At 55.0% G+C, this 22,661-nt stretch carries 25 protein-coding genes; all 25 read right to left on the bottom strand.

Annotated features, from left to right (window positions below; genetic code table 11):
* Nucleotides 1-20: 20 nt before the first annotated feature.
* Nucleotides 21-458, bottom strand: coding sequence for a chemotaxis protein CheW (locus tag ETC05_RS01690; RefSeq protein WP_171660230.1), 438 nt, complete (start codon nucleotides 456-458; stop codon nucleotides 21-23).
* Between the two features lie 81 nt (nucleotides 459-539).
* Complete coding sequence (locus tag ETC05_RS01685; RefSeq protein ID WP_171660229.1) at nucleotides 540-2,540, bottom strand: chemotaxis protein CheA; 2,001 nt, start codon at nucleotides 2,538-2,540, stop codon at nucleotides 540-542.
* A gap of 12 nt (nucleotides 2,541-2,552) precedes the next feature.
* Nucleotides 2,553-3,602: a protein-glutamate methylesterase/protein-glutamine glutaminase gene (locus ETC05_RS01680; protein WP_031410399.1), complete on the bottom strand. Its 1,050-nt coding sequence runs from the start codon at nucleotides 3,600-3,602 to the stop codon at nucleotides 2,553-2,555.
* Nucleotides 3,603-3,611: 9 nt separating this feature from the next.
* Nucleotides 3,612-4,478: a MinD/ParA family protein gene (locus ETC05_RS01675; protein WP_031410401.1), complete on the bottom strand. Its 867-nt coding sequence runs from the start codon at nucleotides 4,476-4,478 to the stop codon at nucleotides 3,612-3,614.
* Nucleotides 4,472-5,614 carry a flagellar biosynthesis GTPase FlhF gene (gene flhF, locus ETC05_RS01670; RefSeq protein WP_171660228.1) on the bottom strand — a complete coding sequence of 381 codons (1,143 nt, stop codon included), beginning with the start codon at nucleotides 5,612-5,614 and terminating at the stop codon, nucleotides 4,472-4,474. The genes ETC05_RS01675 and flhF overlap by 7 nt, the downstream gene beginning before the upstream one ends.
* The gene (flhA, locus tag ETC05_RS01665; RefSeq protein WP_031410405.1) at nucleotides 5,611-7,656 is read right to left on the bottom strand and encodes a flagellar biosynthesis protein FlhA; all 2,046 of its coding nucleotides are present in this window, start codon (nucleotides 7,654-7,656) and stop codon (nucleotides 5,611-5,613) included. The genes flhF and flhA overlap by 4 nt, the downstream gene beginning before the upstream one ends.
* An 18-nt stretch (nucleotides 7,657-7,674) precedes the next feature.
* Entirely contained in the window at nucleotides 7,675-8,754 is a 1,080-nt protein-coding gene (gene flhB / locus ETC05_RS01660) for a flagellar biosynthesis protein FlhB (RefSeq protein WP_031410407.1), read from the bottom strand.
* A 1-nt stretch (nucleotide 8,755) separates the two neighbouring features.
* Nucleotides 8,756-9,529 carry a flagellar biosynthetic protein FliR gene (gene fliR, locus ETC05_RS01655; protein WP_031410409.1) on the bottom strand — a complete coding sequence of 258 codons (774 nt, stop codon included), beginning with the start codon at nucleotides 9,527-9,529 and terminating at the stop codon, nucleotides 8,756-8,758.
* A 6-nt stretch (nucleotides 9,530-9,535) separates the two neighbouring features.
* Nucleotides 9,536-9,805, bottom strand: coding sequence for a flagellar biosynthesis protein FliQ (fliQ, locus tag ETC05_RS01650; protein WP_011230735.1), 270 nt, complete (start codon nucleotides 9,803-9,805; stop codon nucleotides 9,536-9,538).
* A gap of 16 nt (nucleotides 9,806-9,821) precedes the next feature.
* Complete coding sequence (gene fliP / locus ETC05_RS01645; RefSeq protein ID WP_171660227.1) at nucleotides 9,822-10,490, bottom strand: flagellar type III secretion system pore protein FliP; 669 nt, start codon at nucleotides 10,488-10,490, stop codon at nucleotides 9,822-9,824.
* Nucleotides 10,483-11,139: a flagella biosynthesis regulatory protein FliZ gene (fliZ, locus tag ETC05_RS01640; RefSeq protein WP_171660226.1), complete on the bottom strand. Its 657-nt coding sequence runs from the start codon at nucleotides 11,137-11,139 to the stop codon at nucleotides 10,483-10,485. The genes fliP and fliZ overlap by 8 nt, the downstream gene beginning before the upstream one ends.
* A gap of 19 nt (nucleotides 11,140-11,158) precedes the next feature.
* Nucleotides 11,159-11,518 (bottom strand): response regulator, encoded by a 360-nt coding sequence (locus ETC05_RS01635; RefSeq protein ID WP_031410415.1) that lies wholly within the window; start codon nucleotides 11,516-11,518, stop codon nucleotides 11,159-11,161.
* 25 nt (nucleotides 11,519-11,543) lie between these two features.
* On the bottom strand, nucleotides 11,544-12,725 hold the full coding sequence (gene fliY / locus ETC05_RS01630; RefSeq protein WP_031410417.1) for a flagellar motor switch phosphatase FliY: 1,182 nt from the start codon (nucleotides 12,723-12,725) through the stop codon (nucleotides 11,544-11,546).
* A complete protein-coding gene (fliM, locus tag ETC05_RS01625) occupies nucleotides 12,715-13,719 on the bottom strand; it encodes a flagellar motor switch protein FliM (RefSeq protein WP_031410419.1) in 1,005 nt (334 codons plus the stop codon). The genes fliY and fliM overlap by 11 nt, the downstream gene beginning before the upstream one ends.
* Nucleotides 13,720-13,747: 28 nt before the next feature.
* On the bottom strand, nucleotides 13,748-14,176 hold the full coding sequence (fliL, locus tag ETC05_RS01620) for a flagellar basal body-associated protein FliL (protein ID WP_171660225.1): 429 nt from the start codon (nucleotides 14,174-14,176) through the stop codon (nucleotides 13,748-13,750).
* Complete coding sequence (locus ETC05_RS01615) at nucleotides 14,163-14,387, bottom strand: flagellar FlbD family protein (protein WP_031410423.1); 225 nt, start codon at nucleotides 14,385-14,387, stop codon at nucleotides 14,163-14,165. Before ETC05_RS01615 ends, fliL begins: the two co-directional genes overlap by 14 nt.
* 44 nt (nucleotides 14,388-14,431) lie before the next feature.
* On the bottom strand, nucleotides 14,432-15,235 hold the full coding sequence (flgG, locus tag ETC05_RS01610; protein ID WP_031410424.1) for a flagellar basal body rod protein FlgG: 804 nt from the start codon (nucleotides 15,233-15,235) through the stop codon (nucleotides 14,432-14,434).
* Nucleotides 15,236-15,251: 16 nt separating this feature from the next.
* Nucleotides 15,252-15,680, bottom strand: a complete 429-nt coding sequence (gene flgD / locus ETC05_RS01605; RefSeq protein WP_031410425.1) for a flagellar hook assembly protein FlgD — start codon at nucleotides 15,678-15,680, stop codon at nucleotides 15,252-15,254.
* A gap of 17 nt (nucleotides 15,681-15,697) precedes the next feature.
* Nucleotides 15,698-16,888: a flagellar hook-length control protein FliK gene (locus ETC05_RS01600; RefSeq protein ID WP_171660224.1), complete on the bottom strand. Its 1,191-nt coding sequence runs from the start codon at nucleotides 16,886-16,888 to the stop codon at nucleotides 15,698-15,700.
* The gene (locus ETC05_RS01595; protein WP_171660223.1) at nucleotides 16,885-17,496 is read right to left on the bottom strand and encodes a MotE family protein; all 612 of its coding nucleotides are present in this window, start codon (nucleotides 17,494-17,496) and stop codon (nucleotides 16,885-16,887) included. Before ETC05_RS01595 ends, ETC05_RS01600 begins: the two co-directional genes overlap by 4 nt.
* Nucleotides 17,497-17,943 carry a flagellar export protein FliJ gene (fliJ, locus tag ETC05_RS01590; protein WP_031410428.1) on the bottom strand — a complete coding sequence of 149 codons (447 nt, stop codon included), beginning with the start codon at nucleotides 17,941-17,943 and terminating at the stop codon, nucleotides 17,497-17,499.
* A gap of 42 nt (nucleotides 17,944-17,985) precedes the next feature.
* On the bottom strand, nucleotides 17,986-19,296 hold the full coding sequence (gene fliI, locus ETC05_RS01585) for a flagellar protein export ATPase FliI (RefSeq protein WP_071880196.1): 1,311 nt from the start codon (nucleotides 19,294-19,296) through the stop codon (nucleotides 17,986-17,988).
* On the bottom strand, nucleotides 19,274-20,053 hold the full coding sequence (fliH, locus tag ETC05_RS01580; RefSeq protein WP_171660222.1) for a flagellar assembly protein FliH: 780 nt from the start codon (nucleotides 20,051-20,053) through the stop codon (nucleotides 19,274-19,276). The genes fliI and fliH overlap by 23 nt, the downstream gene beginning before the upstream one ends.
* Nucleotides 20,037-21,056 (bottom strand): flagellar motor switch protein FliG, encoded by a 1,020-nt coding sequence (gene fliG, locus ETC05_RS01575; RefSeq protein ID WP_171660221.1) that lies wholly within the window; start codon nucleotides 21,054-21,056, stop codon nucleotides 20,037-20,039. Before fliG ends, fliH begins: the two co-directional genes overlap by 17 nt.
* Nucleotides 21,057-21,068: 12 nt before the next feature.
* Nucleotides 21,069-22,655 (bottom strand): flagellar basal-body MS-ring/collar protein FliF, encoded by a 1,587-nt coding sequence (fliF, locus tag ETC05_RS01570; RefSeq protein WP_171660220.1) that lies wholly within the window; start codon nucleotides 22,653-22,655, stop codon nucleotides 21,069-21,071.
* Nucleotides 22,656-22,661: the final 6 nt, after the last annotated feature.

The raw sequence follows: 22,661 nt of genomic DNA, 5'->3' as shown, positions 1-22,661 counted from the left end.
CCAACGCTCCTCTCCACGGATTATCGGTCGAGCACTTTCGCCAAGTCAAGCAAAATGAGGAGCCGATTCTCCACTTTCGCCACGCCGTCGATGTAACTTGCCTCAACGGAGCCAATGGCCTCTGGCGGCGGTTCGATGCTTTCCGCCGGCAGATCAAGGACATCATTCGCCGCATCGACGATAAGCCCGACTTCCATATCTTCAAGAGCGGCGATAATGATCCGCGTCTGTTCCCCATATAGTTCGGGGGCAAATCCGAACCGCTCGCGCAAATCGATGATCGGTGTCACAACACCACGCAGGTTAATGACCCCTTTTACATAATGAGCTGTTCCCGGCACACGTGTAATCGGCTGCATTTTCTCGATGGAACGGACATGTTGCACCGGCAGAGCATATTCTTCTTCTTTCAGGCGAAACGCAATCACTTTCCAATCTGCTTGCACGCTGGCCGTCATCCAATCCTCCCCTTTTTTTCGACATACCACTGAAAACGGCAGATCAATGCCATAGGCGCCCTGCACCGACGCGGCCATCTCCTACTTCACGAGCGCGTTGCAGTCGATAATCAGCGCCACTCGGCCGTCTCCTAAAATCGTCGCCCCGGAGATGGCAAAAACAGAAGATAAATAGTTTCCGAGCGATTTCAACACGACTTCTTGCTGCCCGATAAACGAGTCAACCGCCAACGCCGCCAGTTTTTCCCCTTTCCGGACGATCACGACTGCCACCGCATCTCCGTCATCCGCCGCTCCAGGAACAGCAAAAACGTCTTTCAGGCGGACAAGCGGCACGATTTTGCCGCGAAAATCGATGACCGGCTGGTTGTGGGCGGAAAAAATCTCTTCCTTTTTCACCAACGCCGTCTCAATGATCGATGACAGCGGAATCGCGTACGTTTCCTCGGCGATTTGAACAAGCAACACGGAAATGATCGACAATGTGAGCGGCAGCTGAATCGAAAAGAGCGACCCTTTTCCAGGCTGCGAATCAACCGAAACGGTGCCGCCGAGCGACTCAATCGTGCTTTTGACAACATCCAAACCGACGCCGCGGCCGGAAATGTCAGAAACTTTCTCAGCGGTCGAAAAGCCGGGAGCGAAAATAAGCTCGTAAATTTGCTGATCGTTCAAATGCTCCGCCGCCTGCGGCGAGACAATGCCGCGGCTTTTCGCCTTTTGCAGCACCTTCTCCCGGGAAATGCCGGCGCCGTCATCCTCGATTTCAATAAAGACATGGTTGCCGCTATGGTACGCTCGCAATTGAATGATCCCTTCTTCCGGCTTTCCGCGCGCCGCTCGAACGTTCGGCGCTTCGATGCCGTGGTCGAGTGCATTGCGGATCAAATGGACAAGCGGGTCGCCGATTTCATCAATCACCGTCCGGTCAAGCTCGGTATCCGCCCCGATGATCTCCAAGCGCACCTTTTTGCCGAGCTCGCGGGCGAGCTGGCGCACCATGCGCGGAAAGCGGTTGAACACCGTTTCGACTGGCACCATGCGCATATTTAAAATGATTGTCTGCAAATCGCTCGAGATGCGAGACATCCGCTCGACCGTTTCCGTCAATTCGGCATGGTTCAGCTCGCGGGAAATTTGCTCAAGTCGACCGCGGTCGACGACCAATTCTTCAAATAAGTTCATCAATCGATCAAGCCGTTCAATGTTGACGCGGATCATTTTCGTCGCCTGTTTCGCTGTTTGTTTTTCCGGCGCCTCCGCTTCGGCTTGAACGGCCGCCGCCTGCTCCATAACGGCTGGTTGCTGGGGCGCGGCCGCTTTCTCGCTTTCTGCCGACGGTTCATCGTTCAATAGCCTAGACACCTTGACCTCATCAATTTCCGAAATGCCCATCAGCCGCTTTTGCAGCTCATCGGCTGGCGCTTTGGATACGACCGTAACGAGAAACTCCCGATCAAACTGTTCTTCCTCTAACATCTCGACCGGCGGCGTTGCTTTCACAATTTCGCCAACCTCATTCAGCTGTTCAAACACCATATAGACGCGCGCGGCTTTCAACAAGCAGTCATCGCGAAGCCGAACGCGGATTTCGTAGACGGAAAATCCCTGCTCCTTCGCCTGCTCGAGTACGTGGTATTCAAATTCTCCATACGCATGTTCAAGGGGCGGTTCCTCCCTTGCTGCCTGCTTGTTCGGCATCTCTCCTTGCTCGATTCGTTTCAGCAGCTCGATTGTTCCCCGTACATCGCGCGTTCCGTCACCGCCTGCAGCGATGGAGCTGATCATCGCCTCCAAATGGTCGACGGCCTCAAAAATGACGTCAAGCAACTCCGGGGTAACGGAAAGACGCCGATTGCGGATGCCATCGAGCACGTTTTCCATTTGGTGTGTCAAATTAGCTAAATCTTCAAACCCCATCGTGGCGGACATGCCTTTCAACGTATGGGCCGAGCGGAAAATATCGTTCACCACAGACATGTCTTCCGGAGTTTTTTCAAGTTCCAGCAACCGCTCGTTGATCGTCTGCAAATGCTCTTTGCTTTCGTCAATAAATAAATCCAAATACTGGCTCATGTCCATGCCGTTTCCCCCCTACTCCCCGATCGATTGGACGATGGCGGCAGCGATGCTGTCAAGCGGAGCGATGACATCAACGACGCCAGCCTCGATCGCCGCTCTTGGCATCCCAAAGACAACAGCGGTCTCGCGCGCCTCTGCGATCACTTTTGTGTTCCCGCTTTCCTTCAGTTTTTTCAACCCTGCTGTTCCGTCGCTTCCCATCCCAGTCATAATCACCGCGATTTTCCGACAGTGGCGAATGGCAGCGAGCGACTCGAACAACACGTCAACAGCTGGACGGTGGCCCGCACGCGGCGGCGATTCGTCGAAACAGGCTGTCAGCGCACCGCCTTCTTCGCGAACGATGAGATGGACGTCGCCTGGCGCGATATAGGCGGTGCCATTCCGCAGCACCTCCCCGTCTCCCGCCTCCTTGACCGTGATCGCGGCGAGCGCATTAAGCCGGTTGGCGAGCGATGCCGTAAACCCTTTCGGCATATGCTGGACGACAACAACCGGGGCAGCGAAATCAGGCGGAAGCTGCGTCAGCACCGTCTCGAGCGCGCGCGGGCCGCCGGTGGAAGTGCCGATAGCGATGATCACCTGTTGCGGCCGCACCGCTGTTTTGAACGGTGGGCGCCAAGGTGGACATTGGCGGCGCGGGGCAGTCAAGGCGGCCACATTCGCTTCGCTCGCGTGCAACACTTTGTGAATCAGCTCGTCCTTCACTTTGTACAAATCAAGCGAAATCGGTCCGGACGGCTTGGCGACAAAGTCGACCGCCCCGTACTGCATAGCAGCGATCGTGTTTTCCGCCCCTTCAGTCGTCGTGCTTGACACCATCACAACCGGCACGGGATGATCCCGCATGATGCGTTGCAGCGTTTCGAGCCCGTTCATGACCGGCATCTCCACATCAAGCGTCACGACATCCGGCCGTAGGGCGGCGATTTGATCGAGCGCCTCCCGGCCGTTGCGGGCCGTTCCGATGACTTCGAGGCGCGGATGTTCGGACAAAAAATCACTGATCCATTTGCGCATAAACGCCGAGTCATCGACGACAAGCACCTTGATCGTCTTCATGTTCCGCCTCTACCTTTCTAGCAAAAGTTGACGCAGCTTCGCAAAAAAGCGGGAAGCCTGCTCCGGTTTTTTTTCTCCCCCTGCCGCATAGCGGCATGCCATCTGGTGCACTGCCCGGCTCGCCTTTGCCGCCGGATCCAAGAGAACAAACGGCGTTTGCCGAACAACACAGCGTGCGACAGTCCGGTCTTCGGGAACGACGCCAAGCAAGGCGATGTCTTTATAGAAAAATCGGCTGGCGGCATGTTGCAGGCGCGAAAAGACGCCATATCCTTCCCGCTCGCTGCCAGCGCGGTTGACGATGACGGAAAACGGCGCCTCGCTGCCGGCGGTGTGCATATATTTCATCATGGCGTACGCATCCGTCATCGCGGTCGGCTCCGGCGTCGTGACGATAAACACATCGTCGACGGACTTTAAAAAATACAATCGTTCTTCTGAGGCACCTGCCCCCATATCGAAAATGAGATAATCATATCGCGACGCCAACATCTGCAGCTCGGCCAACAAATAATCGATAGCGGATCGATCGACACTCAACCATTGCGCGGCGCCCGTCCCTCCAGCAATGTATGATAAGTGCTCCGGACCGCTTTTTACCAGCTCTGCGAGCGGCAACCGCGCGGAAAACCAATCCGCCAACGTCAATGGCGACGACTGGCCGAGCAAAATGTCGATGTTACCCATGCCGATGTCCATATCAAGCAACAAGACGCGAAACCCGAGCTTCGAGAGCGAAAGCGAAAAATTGAGCGAAAGGTTTGACTTGCCGACTCCGCCTTTTCCGCTCGTTACCGCGATGGTCCGCGGCCCCGCCGCCGGCTGGCGCCGGCGGCCCAGCTCATAGCGCAGCCGTTCCGCTTGATCACTCACCATCGCTCCGCCCCAAACAGCAGATGAACGAGCCGGTCAGCGGACGCTTCCACCATGTCGTCCGGCACATTTTGCCCGTTTGTGAAATAGGCGGCGGCAAGCCGGCTGTCAAGCAACACATTGACGATCGTTCCAAACGAGTCCGTCTCATCGAGCTTCGTCACGATCAGCCGATCAATCGGCAGGCGGGAAAAGTGGTGGTAAATGGTTTTCATATCGTCATACTTTCCGGTGGCGGCGAACACAAGAAACGTTTCCGTTTCGCTGTCAAACTCGAGCGTTTTCTGCAGTTCATCCACGTATTGCGGGTTGCGGAAGTTGCGGCCAGCTGTATCCACGAACACGAGATCGCAGCCGGCCAACTTCCGCTTCGCCGTCCGAAAATCGTCAGCATTGTAGCATACTTCCAACGGCGCGTGCAAAATGTCGGCATAGGTCTTCAGTTGGTCGATGGCGGCGATCCGGTACGTGTCAGCCGTGATGAACCCGATTTTTTTCCCTTGCTCGAGGACGGCGCGCCCCGCCATTTTGGCGAGCGTCGTCGTTTTTCCAACCCCGGTCGGACCAAGCAAAATCATATACTTTTTTTGCTCCGCCGTTTTGACAAACGGAAGCGTCGACAATAGATCGCGCACCGCCTCTTTCGTCCAGGCGGAGACCGCAGCGGGCGACCGGCCGTCTTTGTCGGCATACCACCGTTCAAGCAGGCGATCCATCACTTGGCGGACGTACACATCCGCCATCCCTTGCCGAACGAGGCGCTGTTCCGCTTCCGCAAGCGGCGGAGGATATAGCAGCGAAGACGAGCGGGCGTTGAACTGACGGATGAGCGCCTTGACTTCCTCGATCTCACGGGCAAGCGAGTCGTCTTCCTCCCGCTCGGCCACCGGCAAAGGGGCAAAGGACGCAGCAGCACTCGGCTGACGCGTCAACGACGCGGCGGCACTCGGCTGTCGCGGCGGCAGTGGATCCGGATCGACTCCGGCCAACACTTCGATCTTTTTTTTCGCAAACAGACCGAAAAATCCGCCAGTCTGCACGACTTTCGAGTGCAAAATGACGGCGTCGCGGCCAAGCTCGGCGCGAACCATTTTCATCGCTTCATTCATGGACGGGGCGACAAATTTTTTTACTTTCATTCGATTTCCACCATCCCCACGCTTTGAACTTCGACATCCGCTTCAAGCTCGTTGTACGACAACACCGGAACAGTCGGAAAATGGCGCTCGGTCAGCTGGCGGACGTACATGCGCACCGCCGGAGAGCAGAGCAAAATCGGCGTCTGGCCGGCGAACGGATGGCGTTCCAGCGCCGCGGCGATCGCTTCCACAAACGCCTGCGCCCGCGCCGGCTCGAGCGCCAAATAGCGGCCGTGCTCTGTTTGCTGCACGGCGTCGGCGATCATTTTTTCCGCCCTGCCCGACAGCGTAATGACGCGTAGCGGCTCGCCCGGCACGGCGTACTGCGAGGTGATTTGCCGCGCCAACGCTTGACGGACGTATTCCGTCAGCAAGTCGGTGTCGCTGGTCAGGCGGGCAAAATCGGCGAGCGCCTCAAAAATGAGCGGCAAGTTGCGGATCGACACTTTCTCTTTCAACAACTTGGCAAGCACTTTTTGCACGTCGCCGACAGACAGCGGATTCGGCGTCACCTCGTCGACAAGCACCGGATACGACTCTTTCAAATGATCGATCAGCTGCTTCGTTTCCTGACGCCCCAGCAGTTCATGGGCATGGGCCTTCAGCACCTCCGTCAAGTGTGTTGAGACGACGGATGGCGGGTCAACGACCGTATAGCCGAGCATTTCCGCCCGGTCTTTTACGGTCTCGGAAATCCATTTCGCCGGCAGCCCGAACGCCGGCTCGACCGTTTCAATGCCATCGATTGAACCGTCATCCACACCAGGGCTCATCGCCAAATAATGGTCAAGCAACAACTCCCCGCGCGCGACCTCTGCACCTTTTACTTTGATCCGGTACTCATTCGGCTGCAGCTGAATGTTGTCGCGAATGCGCACAACCGGGATGACGATGCCGAGCTCAAGCGCGAGCTGGCGGCGGATCATGACGATCCGGTCAAGCAAATCGCCGCCCTGATTAGCGTCAGCGAGCGGAATGAGCGCATAGCCGAACTCAAATTCGATCGGGTCAACGTGCAGCAGCTGAATAACGCTTTCCGGACTTTTCAATTCGTCGGCGGCGGCCGCCTCCTCTTCCGGAGCGGCCAATGCCGCTTCCTCTTGCTTTTGCCGCTCGATAAATCGGTAGCCGCCTAACGCCAACAGCCCGGCCACCGACATGGTCAATACATCGTTGATAGGCGTAAACAAACCGAGCAGAAAAATCGTTCCCGCCGTCACATACAGCATTTTCGGAAAGGCGAACAGCTGGCGCATAATATCGCCGCTTAAATTGCTGTCCGACGCCGCCCGGGTGACAATGATGCCGGTGGCGGTCGAAATGAGCAGCGCAGGAATTTGACTCACAATTCCGTCACCCACTGTCAAAAGCGTGTAACGCTTCGCCGCCTCGGCCATCTCCATCCCTTGCTCGACAACGCCAATCACCATGCCAAACAGCATGTTAATGACGACGATAATGATGCTGGCGATGGCATCCCCTTTGACAAATTTGCTTGCTCCGTCCATCGCCCCGTAAAAATCGGCCTCGCGCGCGACTTTTTCCCGCCGCCTGCGCGCCTCTTGCTCCGAGATCATGCCGGCGTTTAAGTCAGCGTCAATGCTCATCTGCTTGCCCGGCAAGGCATCGAGCGTGAAGCGGGCCGCCACTTCAGAGACGCGCTCCGCCCCTTTCGTGATGACGATAAACTGAATAATGACCAAAATTAAAAACACGACAAACCCAACAACCACGTCGCCGCCGACGACAAACGTCCCGAACGTCTCGACGACGCCGCCCGCCTTCCCTGTGCTTAAAATCGAACGCGTCGTCGACACGTTCAGCCCTAACCGAAACAACGTCAACACGAGCAGCAAGGACGGGAAGACGGAAAACTCCAACGGCTCTTTCGTGTTCATGGCCGTCAGCAGCACAAGCAAGGCAAGAGAAATATTGATGATGATCAGTACGCTCAACAGCCACGTCGGCAGCGGGATGACGAGCATGGCGACGATGAGCACGACAAGAAATAACACCGACAAGTCTTTGATTTGCGCTTGCATTCCCTTCTCTCCCTGATGCTACATTCGCTTCAGCCGATAGACGTATGCCAAAATTTCCGCCACTGCCTGAAAAAACGCCTCCGGAATCATGTCGCCGACTTCCGTCTGGCGGTAGAGCGCCTGCGCCAGCGGACGATTCTCCACGGTCACCACGCCGTGGGCTTTCGCCACTTCCTTGATTTTCAGCGCCATGTAGTCCGCTCCTTTTGCCACGACGACCGGCGCCTCCATCTTGCCGTCTTCATACTGGAGGGCAACGGCGTAATGCGTCGGGTTGGTGATGACGACATCCGCTTTTGGCACTTCCTGCATCATCCGCCTCATGGCCATCTCGCGCTGTTTTTGCTTGATGCGCGATTTGATGAGCGGGTCGCCTTCCGTCTTTTTATACTCATCTTTGATGTCTTGCTTGGACATGCGAATGTTTTTTTCAAACTCAAATCGTTGGTACAAGTAATCAAACAATGACAAAAACAAGAGCGCCGCCGCAGCGTACAGCCCCATTTTCACCGTCAAGCCGCCGATGACCACCAAGGCGGCGCCCGGCGTCTTGGAAACGAGCGCCGCCAACTCGTTCCGTTCGGCTAGCAGCGCCGCGAACACGACCGCACCGATGATTCCAGCTTTTAATACGGATTTCAACAGCTCGACCAAAGCGCGCAACGAAAACAGCCGTTTCATCCCTTGCACCGGGTTGAGGCGATTCCAATCGATTTTTAACGGCTCGACGGTGAACATGGCGCCGATTTGCAAAAAGTTGGCCAACCCAGCCGCCAGCACTGCAGCGGCGAACAGCGGCGCCAAAAGCAAGGCCGCATGGGAAAGCCAGTCAAGAAACAGCCGGTGAAGCGAATCAACGGTCAACGAAGCGGATGCAGAATCGGCCAAGGCGCGGGCGAACAATCGCAACAGGCCGTCCCGCTCGTACGCCCCAGCCAAGGACAAAGAAAGAAACGAAGCAAGCAAAACGGAAGCCGAGACAACATCACCGCTTTTGGCCACCTGCCCTTTTTCCCGCACTTCCTGCCGTTTGCGCGGCGTCGCTTTTTCCGTTTTTTCCCCAGCAAAAAACTGCAAGTCAAGCCGCCATCCGCCCATCTTACGAGCCCCCCAACAGCTGCATAAACTCGCGCAACGAGGCAAACATGAAATGAAATACGTCGCGCGCCGCAAGCAATATTCCTCCAACCGCCGCCAAAAGGAGCCCAAACGCCGCCGCCGTTTTGGCGGAAAAACCGACCGCGAAAATGTTCATTTGCGGCACCGCGCGGGCGATGATGCCAAGCGCCACGTCGACTAAAAAGAGCGATCCGACAAGCGGAGCAGCCATTTGGAAAGCAGCGGCGAACATCGCGGCAAACACCCGCACCGCGTATTCCATTGCCCGCCCGTCAGCGACGTGCGGCAAGCGGTCAAGCGGCAGCCAATGATAGCTGTAAAACATGCCGTCAAGCAACAAATGATGGCCGTCAAGCGAAAGAAGCAACAGCAGCGCCAACGAGTGAAGGTATTGGCCGAGCAGCGGGCTTTGCGCCCCTGTTTGCGGATCGATCACATTGGCGATGGCAAACCCGATTTGAAAATCGATCAGCCCGCCGGCGATTTGCACCGCCGCCATGAGGATCGCCGCCAGCAGCCCAAGCGCCAGTCCAACGAGCGCTTCTTTTACGACGAGCAATACGTACATGCCGTCAAGCGGCAGCACAGGTTTTGGCATCGCCAAAAACAACAGCCAGCTGAACAAAAACGCCAATCCGACTTTATACGAAGCCGGCACCGTCCGGTAAGAAAACAGCGGCATCGCCGCGAAAAACGAAGCGGTGCGCACAAAGACGAGCAAAAATGCTGGAAAATAAGTCCAAGCCTGTTCCATCCTTGATCAGCCTATAAACGACGCAAGATTGTTGAAAATATCGTGCGCGTACGACACCATTTTCGAGAGCATCCACGGCCCAAAGAACACAAGCCCAAGCAAGACGGCGACGATTTTCGGCACAAAAGCGAGCGTCTGCTCTTGAATTTGCGTCGCCGCCTGAAAAATGCTGACGACAAGCCCCACGGCAAGCGACAACAACAAGAGCGGCCCGCAGACGACGAGCACGATATATACGCCTTGTTCGGCAAGGCGGATGATGAAATCGGCACTCATAAACGCCACCTATCTTTTAATGAAAACTTTGCAGCAATGATTTGACGACCAAATGCCAGCCATCAACAAGGACAAACAATAAAATTTTAAACGGCAGCGAAATCATCACCGGCGGCAGCATCATCATCCCCATCGACATTAAGACGCTGGCGACGATCATGTCGATAACTAAAAATGGAAGAAAAATCATAAAGCCCATTTGAAACGCCGTTTTCAACTCACTAATGGCAAACGCCGGCACGAGCGCCGTCATCGGAATGTCGTTGACCATTTTCGGCTGTTTGGCCCCGCTGTACGATAAAAACAGCGCCAAATCTTCCTGCCTCGTGTATTGGCTCATAAACTGCTTCAGTGGAACAGCCGCTCGTTCATACGCCTCCTCCAAATCAATTTTGTCAGCGAACAGCGGCTGCAGCGCCTGATCGTTGATGTCTTTCCAAGTTGGCGCCATAACGAAAAACGTTAAAAACAAGGCGAGCCCGACGAGCACTTGGTTCGGCGGCATTTGCTGCGTGCCGAGCGCTGTGCGCACAAACGACAACACGATGACGATGCGTGTAAAACATGTCATCATGATTAAAATGCCGGGAGCGATCGACAAAACGGTGAGCAGGAGAAGAAGCTTCACCGCTGTCGACACGTGTTCGGGAGCCATCGAATCAAACATATGGACAAATTCACTCATCGCCGGCCGTCCCTTTCTTCTTCAACCGATTAAGCCACTCGTTTCGTTTTTCGGCCATTTGCTTCATCTCCTCAGCCAACAGCGCCGAAAACGACGGCGGCAAACCGCTTTTCCGCTTTGATTTCGCTGTCCATTCACCGCGAAGGAAGGAGCCGAACCAGCCAAACTCCCCCATTCGTTCCAACCGTTCGCGATGCTGTGTCAACAGCTCATTGATTTCTTCTTTATCCTCAATTTCCCTAAGCAGCTGAATGGAATCGCCGACGCCGATGACAAGCAGCCGCCGGCCGACTTTAATCAGCTGCACGGAGCGGTTCGCTCCGACGCTCGTCCCGCCGAGATGTTCGATGATGCCTTTTTGGCCGGAAACGAACGGCTGACGGCGGGAAAGCCATTGAAACAGCGCATAAAGAAGGAAGAGAACAAAGGCGGTCGCGCCGATGAGCCGAAGCACATCGGACACGGAAACCGCATCAGCGGCTTGATTCACTGTCTGTTTTGTCTGTTGCCCGGAAGGAGCTGACGGCCCGCATGAATCGGGATGCTGCAGGCAGTCGGCAACCGTCGGGCTTGGAGCGGCCGATACCGGCGTCGCCCCCAAAGCGATCGCCGCAGCCAGCAAAGCGGCCGCCCAGCGCCACATTGCCATAGTCTCCACCTCTGATCGCTCACCCGATCGTTTTGTTGATCGCTTCAATGACACGGTCCGCTTGGAACGGCTTGACCACAAAATCTTTCGCCCCGGCTTGAATGGCGTCAATCACCATCGCCTGCTGCCCCATCGCGGAGCACATAATGATTTTGGCGTTGCTGTCGATTTTTTTAATTTCTTTGAGCGCCGTAATGCCGTCCATCTCCGGCATCGTAATGTCCATTGTCACCACGTCAGGACGCGTTTCCTTGTATTTCTCGATCGCCTGCCGCCCGTCCGCCGCTTCGGCGACGACTTCATGTCCGTTTTTCGTCAAAATGTCTTTAATCATCATGCGCATAAATGCCGCATCATCAACGACAAGCACTCTTGCCATGTCCCCAACCTCCCCAATCGCCTGTTTATTTTAGCCGTTTTAGCCGATCGCTTTGGCTGATGATGTCCGTGATGCGGACGCCGAAATTTTCATCGATGACGACAACCTCGCCTTTGGCGATCAGCTTGTTGTTGACAAACACGTCGACCGGTTCACCAGCCAGCTTATCGAGCTCGATGATCGATCCAGTCGACAGCTGCAAAATTTCCTGCACCGACCGCTTCGTCCGCCCGAGTTCCACCGTCACCTGCAACGGCACATCAAACAGGAGCTCCAAATTGCGCGCCTCCGTTGCCGCAAGCGGCGGGGCATCGAACTCGACGAAATCAGCGGCTTGAATATGCCGAGCGGTTGCACCATCCCTCTCCTTGTTCGCGCGGCCAGCCGGCGGTTCATCCGCCGAGCGGCTAACCGCTTCCGAAACAGACGCACCGACATTCGCCTGGGCGTAAGTCGGAACAGGCTGAGGCTCGCCAAACGGTCGTGCGTCCGCCGACGGCTTGAGGTTGACTTCCGCAGCCCCCGGCTCCTCAAGCGGTGAGCCGAGCAATTGAGCGACCAATTCTTTTGCGAAGTCAATCGGCAGCAGCTGCATAATGCTTGAGTCGATCAGCTCGCCAATTTTCAAGCGAAACGACACTTTAATGAAAAAATCTTCGTTCGGCAAATATTCCATCCCTTTTCCTTCCGTCAAATCAAGCAGATGGAGCGTCGGTGGAGAAATGTCGACTCGTTTGCCAAAGACGGTCGACATGGATGTCGCTGCCGAGCCCATCATTTGATTCATCGCTTCTTGAACGGCGCTCAGCTGAATCTCTCCCAGCGGGCCATCCGCCGCCGTTCCGTCACCGCCAAGCATCAAATCAGCGATGATCGCTGCGTCTTGCTGCTTAATGACAAGCAAGTTGGTTCCAAGCAACCCTTCCGTGTAGTTGACTTGGATGGCGACATATGGCTGCGGAAATTCGTCAGCGACGCTTGTGCGCTCGATAATGGACACGCTGGGCGTCGTAATTTCCACCTTTTGGTTCAATAACATCGACAGTGCAGTCGCCGAACTGCCGAAAGAGATATTGCCGATTTCCCCCAGGGCGTCTTGCTCGAGCGGAGTCAGAACATCATGGAGCGCCGGAACATGGCCGTCGCTGTCCATTCCGCGCAACAAAGCATCGATTTCATCCTGCGATAACATTCCATCATTCATCATGGTCGTCTTCGTCCCCCTCGATCATCGCTAAAATTTGCACCGCCAGCTTTTTGTTCCGCTTCCCCGGCTGGCCGATAAACTTTGGAATATGGCCGACTTTGACGACGAGCGGCTCATGAATCGACTGCTCGAGCTGAATGACATCGCCGGCCTCGAGTTGAAGAAATTCATTGACCGTGATGACCGCCGTTCCCAGTTCAGCGATAATCGGCAATTTTGCCGCGCGGATGCGCTGTTCGATCCGTTTCGCTTCCTCGGGGGAACGCTCCTTTTTTTGCGCCTGCATCCAGTAATGCACCGACAGCCGCGGCATAATCGGCTCCAAGACGACATGCGGAATGCACACATTCATCATGCCGCGCGCTTCGCCGATTTGCGTGTTGAGCGAAATGACGACGACGGTGTCGTTCGGCGCAATCATGCGCAAAAACTGCGGATTGACTTCAAAATCGACAAAGAGCGGGTCGACTTCCGCTACCGATTCCCAAGCGTCGCGCCAATGGACAAACGCCTTGTCAAACAAATTGGACATGATGCGTGTTTCAATTTCAGTCAAATGCTCCACTTTATCCATGCCGACACCGCGCCCGCCCATCACCCGGTCAAGCATGGCGTAAGCGATGTTCGGGTTGACTTCCAAAAGGACATGTCCGTCAAGCGGCGGCACCTCAAAGACATTGATGATCGTCATTTTTGGGATGGAGCGAACAAATTCTTCGTATGGAATTTGGTCGGCTGATGCAACCGAAATTTGCACATACGTGCGCAACTGAGCGGAAAAAAACGTTGTCAGCAGGCGGGCGAAATTCTCATGAATGCGCGTCAGGCTGCGGATTTGATCTTTGGAAAATCGGAGCGCCCGCCGGAAATCATACGTTTTGACGCGTCGCCCTTCCTCCTCTTTTTTCAACTCCTCCGCGCTCATCTCCCCTGCAGAAAGCGCAGCGAGCAACGCGTCAATTTCGCTTTGCGACAATACTTCCCCGGCCGTCATTTCATCTTCCCCCCTTCAGATGACAGGGCTACTGGAGGATAAACGAGGTAATGTAGACGTTCTTCACTCTCCCTTCTTGCATCAATCCGTTGATCTCGCGCTTCAGCCGCTCTTTCAGCGCCGTCAGCCCTTCCTTTCCTTTAAAGTCAGCCGCTTTCATCTGTGAGAGTTGCTCGATGATCACGTCTTTCATCTGAAAATCGCGTTTCTCCGCCTCTTCTTTTCCTTCATCGCTGTCTATCTCAATTTTAAATGAGATTTTAATATAACGCCCGTCTGCTAAATTCGTTGTCATTTCCGGAATGTCGATCGACCGCTCTGCAAGTTCATCGGCGCTTGGCGCCCCCTGTTTCTCGGCATGTCCCATCTTCATCACCGAGACAAGCGCCGCCGTGCCAGCCAAAGCGATAATCGCCAGCACAATGATCATCGTTTTGATTGCTTTATTCCCTTTCACTGCCCCATCCTCCTGCTTCAGGTAAACGAAATACACCGAGCTGCTGGTAAAATTCACTTGCTCGTGCGGCGACTTGCTCGACGGTTTCGCGGACGACAAACTTTTTTCCGTTCGTCAGCGTCACGGTTGTGTCGGGAAACGCTTCAATTTGTTCGATGTACAGCGCATTGAGCACAAACCGTTTGCCGTTGAGCTTCGTTAGCGAAATCATCGGCCAGCGGGCGAGAGAAGACCGCTCACGCCCTCCCTCCTATTCTATTTTTTCAAGTTGACCAACTCTTGCAAAATTTCATCCGACGTCGTAATGATGCGCGTATTCGCCTGGAAGCCGCGCTGGGCGACAATCATCTCCGTAAATTCTTCCGCCAAGTCGACATTGGACATCTCAAGCGCGCCGGAGACGATCGTTCCTGCTCCGTTCGCTCCCGGCGCTCCTAGAGCCGGCGTGCCGGAGTTTGTCGTTTCGCGGAACAAATTGTTTCCGGCTTTTTCTAATCCGTCATTATTGGAAAATTTAGCCAGTTGAATCGTTCCTAGAGACTGCAAATTGCCCGAGGCATTCACAATGGTGACAACACCGTCGGTCCCAATGCTTATACTTCTCGCATCGGGCGGAACTTGCAGGCGGACATTTCCTGTACCAAGCAAATATTGGCCGTCAGTATTGACAATATACCCCTGCGAATCGAGATAAAAATTCCCGGCTCTCGTATACATGCGGTTGTTGCCGGAAGCGTCGCCGACGACGAAAAACCCGTCTCCAGAAATCGCCAAATCGAGTACGCGCCCGGTCGTTTGCAAGCTGCCTTGCGTATGGACGGTATCGATGGCGGCCAACTGAGCGCCAAGCCCCACCTGCTTCGGGTTCGTCCCGCCGCGGCCGGCACCGGCATTGGGCCCGCTTGCTCCAGAAATCGTCTGGCTCATCAAATCCTTGAAAATCGTTCGTCCTTTTTTAAACCCATACGTATTGACATTGGCAATATTGTTGCCGATGACATCCAACTTCGTTTGGAAGTTGCGCATGGCGCCGATTCCGGAATACATGGAACGAAGCATTGGTTTTCTCTCCCCTTTATCCTTTTTGTTCCACTTTCACGACCGCATCCGCGGCAATCGTTGTCCCGTTATCAAGCCCAAGAGTCACTTGACCGTCTTTTTGCATGACCGATTGAACGACGGCGCTCATCATCGCCCCGCCGTCTTGCCAGTGCACCGTTTTGCCGATCCACTCGCTGTAGCGCAAAAGCGCATCGCGGCTTGACGTTTGCATCCATTGCTGCATCAAATTGGCGATGTTCATCATTTGCTCAAGCGAAGAGAAGCTCGCCATCTGCGCGATAAAGTCTTTGTCTTCCATCGGGTTGAGCGGATCTTGGTTTTCTAGCTGAGCGAGCAAAATTTTCAGAAAGTCGTCTTTTCCTAAAATTTGATTGCCCGTTTTCCGTTCCGGCTGAACCACGTTGGCCAGCCATAAGCTGCCATCAATCGCGTTCGTTGTCATCCTCGTTCTGTTCCCCCTTATGCGTCAGCTTCGATCCCATCTAGCGCAAACGGGAAGGAAGATGGTTGTTCCCGCTTTTGTTTTTGCCGCGATTCGCCATGCTGCTGCCCTCCTTGGCGATTTCCGGAATACGGCGGCATGGCGGATCTGTCATAATCCGACCAAACAGTCCATTTTTCGACCGTGATGTAACTCGCATCAAGCTGCTGAACAAGCTGCGGCAAATGAGCGTAGAGCAACTCTTTCACCGCGTCGTTCGCCACGAGCAGCTTGGCGGCGAGCTTTCCACCTTCCTCTGTCATTTTCACCGTCACCGTTCCGAGATGTTCCGGATGCAGACGGATGACAAGCTGCATCGCACCATTTGGCAACTTCATCCACCGCGCCGACCTTAGCGCGTGGGCGACTTGATCAGCGACGCTTCCGCCAGCTGGCGTCGGCGTCTCGCCGGTCAACCCAACAGATGAAAGGGAGGGTGATAAAAGCGCAGGAGGGGGTGTGAACGAAGGAGCGGCCTCACCGTCATGCCCCCTGCCATTCCCTCCTTGTAGCGAAACGTCTTTTTCGCCAGCCAGCTGGACGGAAGAACCTCCTTTGGGCAGCACGGCAACCCGCATTGTGCCTCCTTGCTCATTGAATGGACGTTGATCGTCGTCGCTCGGGAGCGGTGGGAACATCCTTGTTTTTCCGCTGGCAAGCGAAAACGATTCTTGCTCCTTATTGCCGCTTTTCCGTCCTTGGTTTATGAACATGTGTTCAAATCCCGCTTCACCCGTTGCCCGTTGAGCGGCAGTTGCCGCTTCTTCATTCACCAAGCTGATGGATGAAAATGGTACACCATCAGCGTCTTTGCCACTTCGCTGCGCGTCCGCCGCTAAAAGCGGCGCGCCTGCAACCGTCGAAGTCGGAGCGATAGCCAACACAGCCATGATGGAAGGGGCAAGCCACCATGATTGGATGGGCTCCGGTTTCTTTTCCGCTGAAAATGGTTGTCCGGCTGCGTCCGTTTCCATTCGGCCATTTTGCCAATCCGGCTCTTTGTTTCCGTTCGGCTGCTCTTGAAACAAGCCAATCCCTGCCCCGACGGGCCATAGCTCTTGTTGCTTGTGCGCAAGCAGCGCCGCGAACACGTTGGTGTTTTCTGACTCTTTTTTCACTGTTATAGTGCCTGCGGATGGCGGCGCGCTTGCTGTAATCATCACTTTCATTCAGCCGCCTCCTTCCCCATCGCCCACTTGCTTAACGATGCCAACAGTTTCGCCGCCTGTTGGGTCGGCATTTGTTCCAAAATGGCTGCCGCTTTATCGCTGTCAACGCGACTCAATACACGAAGCGCCTCGCTCTCAGGCAGTTCCGCTAAAATAGCCGCCGCCTGTTTTTCCGACATGGCGTTATACACGCCGGCAACATCATCTTCCGTCAAGGCGGGTTCGGCGGCAGGCTCATCCTGAACATCCATTTTCTCGCTTGGCGCCGACAGCTGGGCGATTTCCTTTTCCTTTGCCGCCAATTCGTTTTTCAACTGTTTGATTTGCTTTTGTTGCTCAGCGATCGTTCGTTTTTGCTGGTCAATCGTCTGTTGCTGAGCTTCAATCATTTTTTGCCAATCTTTCTCCTTTTGTCTCCAGTCGATCCACTCGGAGACAAGCGGCGCCTTTATTGTCCACTGCTTCGCCGCCTTGGCCACATCAACGCCAGCAACGTTTAAAATCAACAGCAGAAAGGAGACGGCAAACGCACTCGGAATGGCAATGACAAACAACAGCCATTGCCACCAGCTCGCCTGCATTTCTTGTCCAACTTTGCTCTCCGCCATCTATACCTCTCCTTGCCTTGCAAAGCGTTGAACCGCCATTTCATCGAGCAGGCGGCGTTCCGCTTCCCTCTCAAGCTGCTCGGCCCACTGCTGCACGCGCTCGCGCATTTTTTCGTATTTTTTCACTTCGATATTCAATTCCATCAAACACTGTTGCCGGCGCTGCATCTGCTCGCGCGCCTGCATGACGACGAGCTGATAATGGGCGATCGCCCGCTCTAAATTTGCTATATATTGCAGCCTAAGGCGAATGTCTCTAACGGACAGACCGGCTTGAAGCTGTTTATCCCGAGCTGCCACGCATTCTTCTTTTTCTTTGAGCAGGCGGTAAAGCGTTTCGGCTGCCTGCTCAAACCGGCGCACCGCCTCCTCGTATTCGCCAAGCGCCTTCTCTTTTTCTTTTTCTTTCATCGCCAACACTTTTTGCAGCCGAAACATCGGCGTCACATTGGTTCACCCTTTCATCGTCTGAAAATGACGCGCGATTTCTCACCGAACCGACAACAAGCGCAACAGGGCATCAATACTTTCAGCGCGCGTCGTTTTTTCATCGATGTTTTGGCGGCAAAACGCCATCATTTGCGGATAAAGTTCGATCGCCTCATCAATTTCTTGGGACGACCCTCGTTTGTACGCCCCGATTTGAATCAAATCCTCCGAATCGATATAAGTGGAGAGGAGGCGGCGGAACCGGTTGGCCGCTTCGCCGTGCTCTGCGCTGATCATGTGGGGCATGACGCGGCTGACGCTTTTGAGCACATTAATCGCCGGGTAATGCCCTTTGTTCGCCAGCTGGCGTTCCAACACAAAATGGCCATCCAAAATGCCGCGCACCGCATCGGCGATCGGCTCATTCATATCATCGCCGTCAACAAGCACCGTATAAAACGCGGTGATTGTACCGGAAGCGTTCGTCCCAGCCCGCTCAAGCAGCTTTGGCAGGAGGGCGAAGACCGATGGCGTATAGCCTTTCGTCGTCGGCGGCTCACCGACGGCAAGGCCAATCTCCCGCTGCGCCATCGCAACGCGGGTGACCGAGTCCATCATGAGCATGACATCTGCCCCTTGGTCGCGAAAATATTCAGCGATCGCTGTCGCCGTATAGGCGCCTTTGACGCGCATCAGCGCCGGCTGGTCGGATGTGGCGACGACGACGACCGAGCGGGCCAAGCCGTCCGGGCCAAGGTCGCGCTCTAAAAACTCGCGCACTTCGCGGCCACGCTCACCGATTAAGGCGATAACGTTCACATCGGCCGACGTATGGCGGGCAATCATTCCCATGAGCGTGCTTTTGCCGACGCCCGAGCCGGCAAAAATGCCGACGCGCTGTCCCTTGCCAACGGCAAGCAAGCTGTCGATGACGCGAATGCCGACTTCAAGCGGTTCAGCAATCGGCGGCCGAACGAGTGGATTGGGTGGATCTCGTTCGACCGACACCGGCTTCAGCCCGGACGGCAACGGACTCCCATCAAGCGGTTGGCCGAGCGGATCAAGAATCATGCCGATAAGCGCATCGCCGACGTGTACTTCAAGCGGACGGCCGGTCGCTTCGACAAGGCAGCCGGGAGCGATATGAGATATGGCGGAAAACGGCATGAGCAAGACATGCTGTTCATGAAAGCCGACCACTTCGGCAGGAATTTTCCTGCGGCCGTTATGTTCATGGATGTAGCAAAGATCGCCAATCGAGCTTCTCGGCCCTTTCGATTCCATCATCAAGCCGACGACGCGCGACACTTTGCCAAACCGTTTATACAAGTCAACGGCGTCTATTTCGTCAAGAAGCGCCTGCCAGTTCAGAAAACGCTCCCTCCTTTAATCGTCGGTAAAGCGCCTCACGCAACCGCTCAAGCTGTACATCGACGCTCGCCTCGATGCGTCCAAACGGCGTCTCCACGACACATCCATATTCAGGAAGCGCATCGTCCGGATAGATGAATAGATCAACACGATGCGGAAACACAGATTTCAGCAGCTCTTTTTGCTCTGCCACTATTTCGTAGCAGTGCGGATGCACATAAACGGCCACTTCTGTTTGTCGACGCACTTCCTGCAATGCTTGATGCACGAGCGACAAAAAAGCGTTTCGGTCGCCCTCAAGCGCGGCGCCGATAATGCGCTCAGCCGCTTTTAACGCCACATCGAGCATCGCCTCAGCTGTTGATTCGATGCGAGCGTAAAATTCGGTGTTTGCTCGCTCTGCCAAACGGCGGGCCTGTTCGATCCATGTGCGGTGCTCGCCAAGCGCCTCCTCGCGCCCAGCTGCATAGCCGTCTTCGTACCCGCGGTCGCGCGCTTCCTGCATGAGACGCTCTTTCTCGCGTTGCCATTCCTCTTTTTCGCGCGCCAACTGTTCGCGCACCGATTCGTAATATTGCTCTGCTTGATGGCGAAGCTTGACCACTTCTTCCTTGGCGGCGACGATCGCTTCGATCTCTCGCTGCCGATCGTCGGCGGACGATGAAGGATCGGAAACATGGCGCTGCACGACGATGGTCTTTTTCCCAACGCGCGCCGCCAATTTCGGCGCTTTAATGACGTTAGACAATAATATCATCTCCTCCCCCGCGAGCGATGACGATTTCTCCGGCCTCTTCGAGACGGCGGATCACGGCGACGATGCGCGATTGCGCCTCCTCAACATCCCGCAGCCGGACTGGACCCATATACTCCATCTCTTCTTTGAACGTCTCTGCCATTCGCGTCGACATGTTGCGGAAGATGACGTTTTTCACTTCGTCGCTCGCTACTTTCAGCGCCAGCATGAGATCGTTGTTGTCCACCTCGCGGATGACGCGCTGAATGGCGCGATGATCGAGCGTCACGATATCTTCAAAGACAAACATCCGTTTTTTAATTTCCTCAGCTAGTTCCGGGTCTTGGATTTCCAAAGCATCCAAAATCGTCCGTTCCGTGCTCCGGTCAACTTGGTTCAACACCTCGACGACCGCCTCAATTCCGCCGGCTTGCGTGTAATCTTGCACAACGGTCGCGGACAGCCGCCGCTCTAAAATTTGCTCAACTTCGTTGATAACCTCCGGCGATGTGCTGTCCATCAGCGCGATGCGCCGGGCGACATCCGCCTGCATCTCCTGCGGCAACGCCGATAAAATTTGCCCTGCCTGCGCCGGCTCCAAATACGAGAGAATAAGGGCGATCGTTTGCGGATGTTCATTTTGAATGAAGTTTAACAGCTGCATCGGGTCGGCTTTGCGGGCGAAATCAAACGGCCGCACCATCAGCGCCGATGTCAGGCGGTTGATGATCTGCATCGCCTTATCCGGGCCAAGCGCTTTTTCAAGCACTTCTTTCGCATAGGCGATGCCGCCTTGGGCGATGTAATCTTGCGCTAAGGCGAGCTGCCGAAACTCTTCAAGCACTTCCTCTTTTTGTTCGGTCGTCACTTGACGGACGTTGGAAATTTCTAGCGTCAGCTTTTCGATCTCTTCCTCGGATAAATGTTTATAGACAGAGGCCGACACATCCGGGCCGAGGGAAATAAGCAGGATCGCTGCTTTTTGCCTGCCCGACAGCCCGCCTTTTCGTTCGCGCTTTGCCATACGCCGTTCCCCCTACTCTTCCGATAGCCACGTTTTTAATAGTTTTGCAAACTCATCCGGCTTTTCTTTCGCCAGCCGCTCAAGCTGTCGGCGGCGCAACGCTGCCTCCGTCTCCGGCGGCTCCGGCAAATCCAGGTCCATCGAAGGCGGTGAAGTGAACAAGTGTTCTTCTTCCTCTTCCTCGTCTTCACGGCGACGCCGCAGCCAGAGGAACAACAACAAGGCAATGAGCAACAGCGCTCCTGCACCAGCCGCATACCACCACCATGTCGGCCGATCCGGAGTTGATTCGGTGAATGTCGGCTTGCCGTTAAACTTCTGCACCGAAACAACGATGCGGTTGTTGATGTCTTGATCAGTGAGCGTTTGCGCCTCGCTTTTGTCGATTGACGTTCGGACGATCGTTCCTAGCAGTTTTTGAATATCATTGACCGTCTCGGGCGGCAGCGAGTTCGGATCATTAGGGTCAGGCGGCTCGACCATCACTTGAATGCCTAGATCACGGATTTTATATGGACTTTCGACGATTTGCTTTTTGATTTTGTTTACCTCGTTGTTGATCGTCTCCTCGGTTCGTTCATAGTTGCCGTTTGTTGCGCCGTTGGCTCCTTGGTAGCCCGGCACTTCGTTCGCGCCCGTTCCAGCGGTGCCGCCGGGCGGCGTGCCGCTCCCGGAGTACGTCTCTTTGATGCGCTGGACGCTGACGGCAATTCCCTGTTTCGTTTTTTCATCGACCGGGGCGATCAAATTTTCCTCCCGCTTTTCTTGCGTAAAGTCAATGTCCGCCGTCACGGAAACGACGACTTTATCCTGCCCCATCATCGTGCCGAGCAGTTGCTGCACCTGGCGCTGAATGTCGCGCTCAATTTGCTTTTTGATTTGTTGCTGCGAGGTGAATGTGGCCCCTGTCGAATTTTCTCCATCGTTTTTCAAATCGAAATACTCAAAAAACTGATTCATAATGACGATATTATCTGTAGAAAGGTTGGGAACACTTTTGGCGACGAGATGATACAATGCCCGAATTTGCTCGTCGCTGAATTGGTAGCCCGGCTTCGTCTTCAGCACGATCGAAGCCGAGGCTTCTCCTTTCTCATCAGAAACGAATACGCTCGGTTGTGGAAGATTGATCATGACTTTGGCGTCCTCGACACCGTCGATCGTCTTGATCAAATTGGCGAGCTCCGTTTGCATCGCCTTCAGCTTCACCATATTGAACTCGTTATCTGTCATGCCGAAGCTCGCGTTTTGGCCGAAAAATGAATAGTCAATGACCCCACTGTTCGGGATGCCTTCAGCAGCGAGCTCGACTTTCAGCGCGTCCACTTGCTCTTTCGGCACTTTGATCGTCGTTCCGCCGTCCGCCACTTCAGCCGGAACGCCGCGCTGGTCAAGCGTGGCTTTAATTTGACCCGCTTCTTGCGGCGACAAATTGCTGTAGAGCGGCACCATTTCCGTCCTTGTGGCGAAAAAGACGCCGACGCCAACGGCCAAAAGCACGGCCGCCGCCGCAGCAAGCACGAGCCATTTCTGCTTTTTTGTCCGTTCCTGCCAAAACGCGCGAGCCCGGCTCCACCACTCTTTCCATTTCCTTCTCATACGATT

Origin of the sequence: Geobacillus sp. BMUD (assembly GCF_013096845.1) — a bacterium.
GTDB classification, from domain to species: domain Bacteria; phylum Bacillota; class Bacilli; order Bacillales; family Anoxybacillaceae; genus Geobacillus; species Geobacillus vulcani.
This window is presented reverse-complemented; position numbering and strand designations above follow the sequence as displayed.

Coding starts and splice junctions, on each gene's coding strand:
- fliF (WP_171660220.1), bottom strand. CDS start 22,655: ATGAGAAGGAAATGGAAAGAGTGGTGGAGCCGGGCTCGCGCGTTTTGG.
- flgG (WP_031410424.1), bottom strand. CDS start 15,235: ATGCTTCGTTCCATGTATTCCGGAATCGGCGCCATGCGCAACTTCCAA.
- fliM (WP_031410419.1), bottom strand. CDS start 13,719: ATGACGGCCGGGGAAGTATTGTCGCAAAGCGAAATTGACGCGTTGCTC.
- ETC05_RS01690 (WP_171660230.1), bottom strand. CDS start 458: ATGACGGCCAGCGTGCAAGCAGATTGGAAAGTGATTGCGTTTCGCCTG.
- ETC05_RS01635 (WP_031410415.1), bottom strand. CDS start 11,518: ATGGCAAGAGTGCTTGTCGTTGATGATGCGGCATTTATGCGCATGATG.
- flhA (WP_031410405.1), bottom strand. CDS start 7,656: ATGCAAGCGCAAATCAAAGACTTGTCGGTGTTATTTCTTGTCGTGCTC.
- flhF (WP_171660228.1), bottom strand. CDS start 5,614: ATGAAAGTAAAAAAATTTGTCGCCCCGTCCATGAATGAAGCGATGAAA.
- ETC05_RS01600 (WP_171660224.1), bottom strand. CDS start 16,888: ATGAAAGTGATGATTACAGCAAGCGCGCCGCCATCCGCAGGCACTATA.
- fliQ (WP_011230735.1), bottom strand. CDS start 9,805: ATGAGTGCCGATTTCATCATCCGCCTTGCCGAACAAGGCGTATATATC.
- fliZ (WP_171660226.1), bottom strand. CDS start 11,139: ATGGCAATGTGGCGCTGGGCGGCCGCTTTGCTGGCTGCGGCGATCGCT.
- fliP (WP_171660227.1), bottom strand. CDS start 10,490: ATGAGTGAATTTGTCCATATGTTTGATTCGATGGCTCCCGAACACGTG.
- ETC05_RS01595 (WP_171660223.1), bottom strand. CDS start 17,496: ATGGCGGAGAGCAAAGTTGGACAAGAAATGCAGGCGAGCTGGTGGCAA.
- ETC05_RS01680 (WP_031410399.1), bottom strand. CDS start 3,602: ATGAAGACGATCAAGGTGCTTGTCGTCGATGACTCGGCGTTTATGCGC.
- fliH (WP_171660222.1), bottom strand. CDS start 20,053: ATGATATTATTGTCTAACGTCATTAAAGCGCCGAAATTGGCGGCGCGC.
- fliG (WP_171660221.1), bottom strand. CDS start 21,056: ATGGCAAAGCGCGAACGAAAAGGCGGGCTGTCGGGCAGGCAAAAAGCA.
- fliY (WP_031410417.1), bottom strand. CDS start 12,725: ATGATGAATGATGGAATGTTATCGCAGGATGAAATCGATGCTTTGTTG.
- flgD (WP_031410425.1), bottom strand. CDS start 15,680: ATGACAACGAACGCGATTGATGGCAGCTTATGGCTGGCCAACGTGGTT.
- flhB (WP_031410407.1), bottom strand. CDS start 8,754: ATGGGCGGATGGCGGCTTGACTTGCAGTTTTTTGCTGGGGAAAAAACG.
- ETC05_RS01685 (WP_171660229.1), bottom strand. CDS start 2,540: ATGGACATGAGCCAGTATTTGGATTTATTTATTGACGAAAGCAAAGAG.
- fliR (WP_031410409.1), bottom strand. CDS start 9,529: ATGGAACAGGCTTGGACTTATTTTCCAGCATTTTTGCTCGTCTTTGTG.
- ETC05_RS01675 (WP_031410401.1), bottom strand. CDS start 4,478: ATGGTGAGTGATCAAGCGGAACGGCTGCGCTATGAGCTGGGCCGCCGG.
- ETC05_RS01615 (WP_031410423.1), bottom strand. CDS start 14,387: ATGATTTCGCTAACGAAGCTCAACGGCAAACGGTTTGTGCTCAATGCG.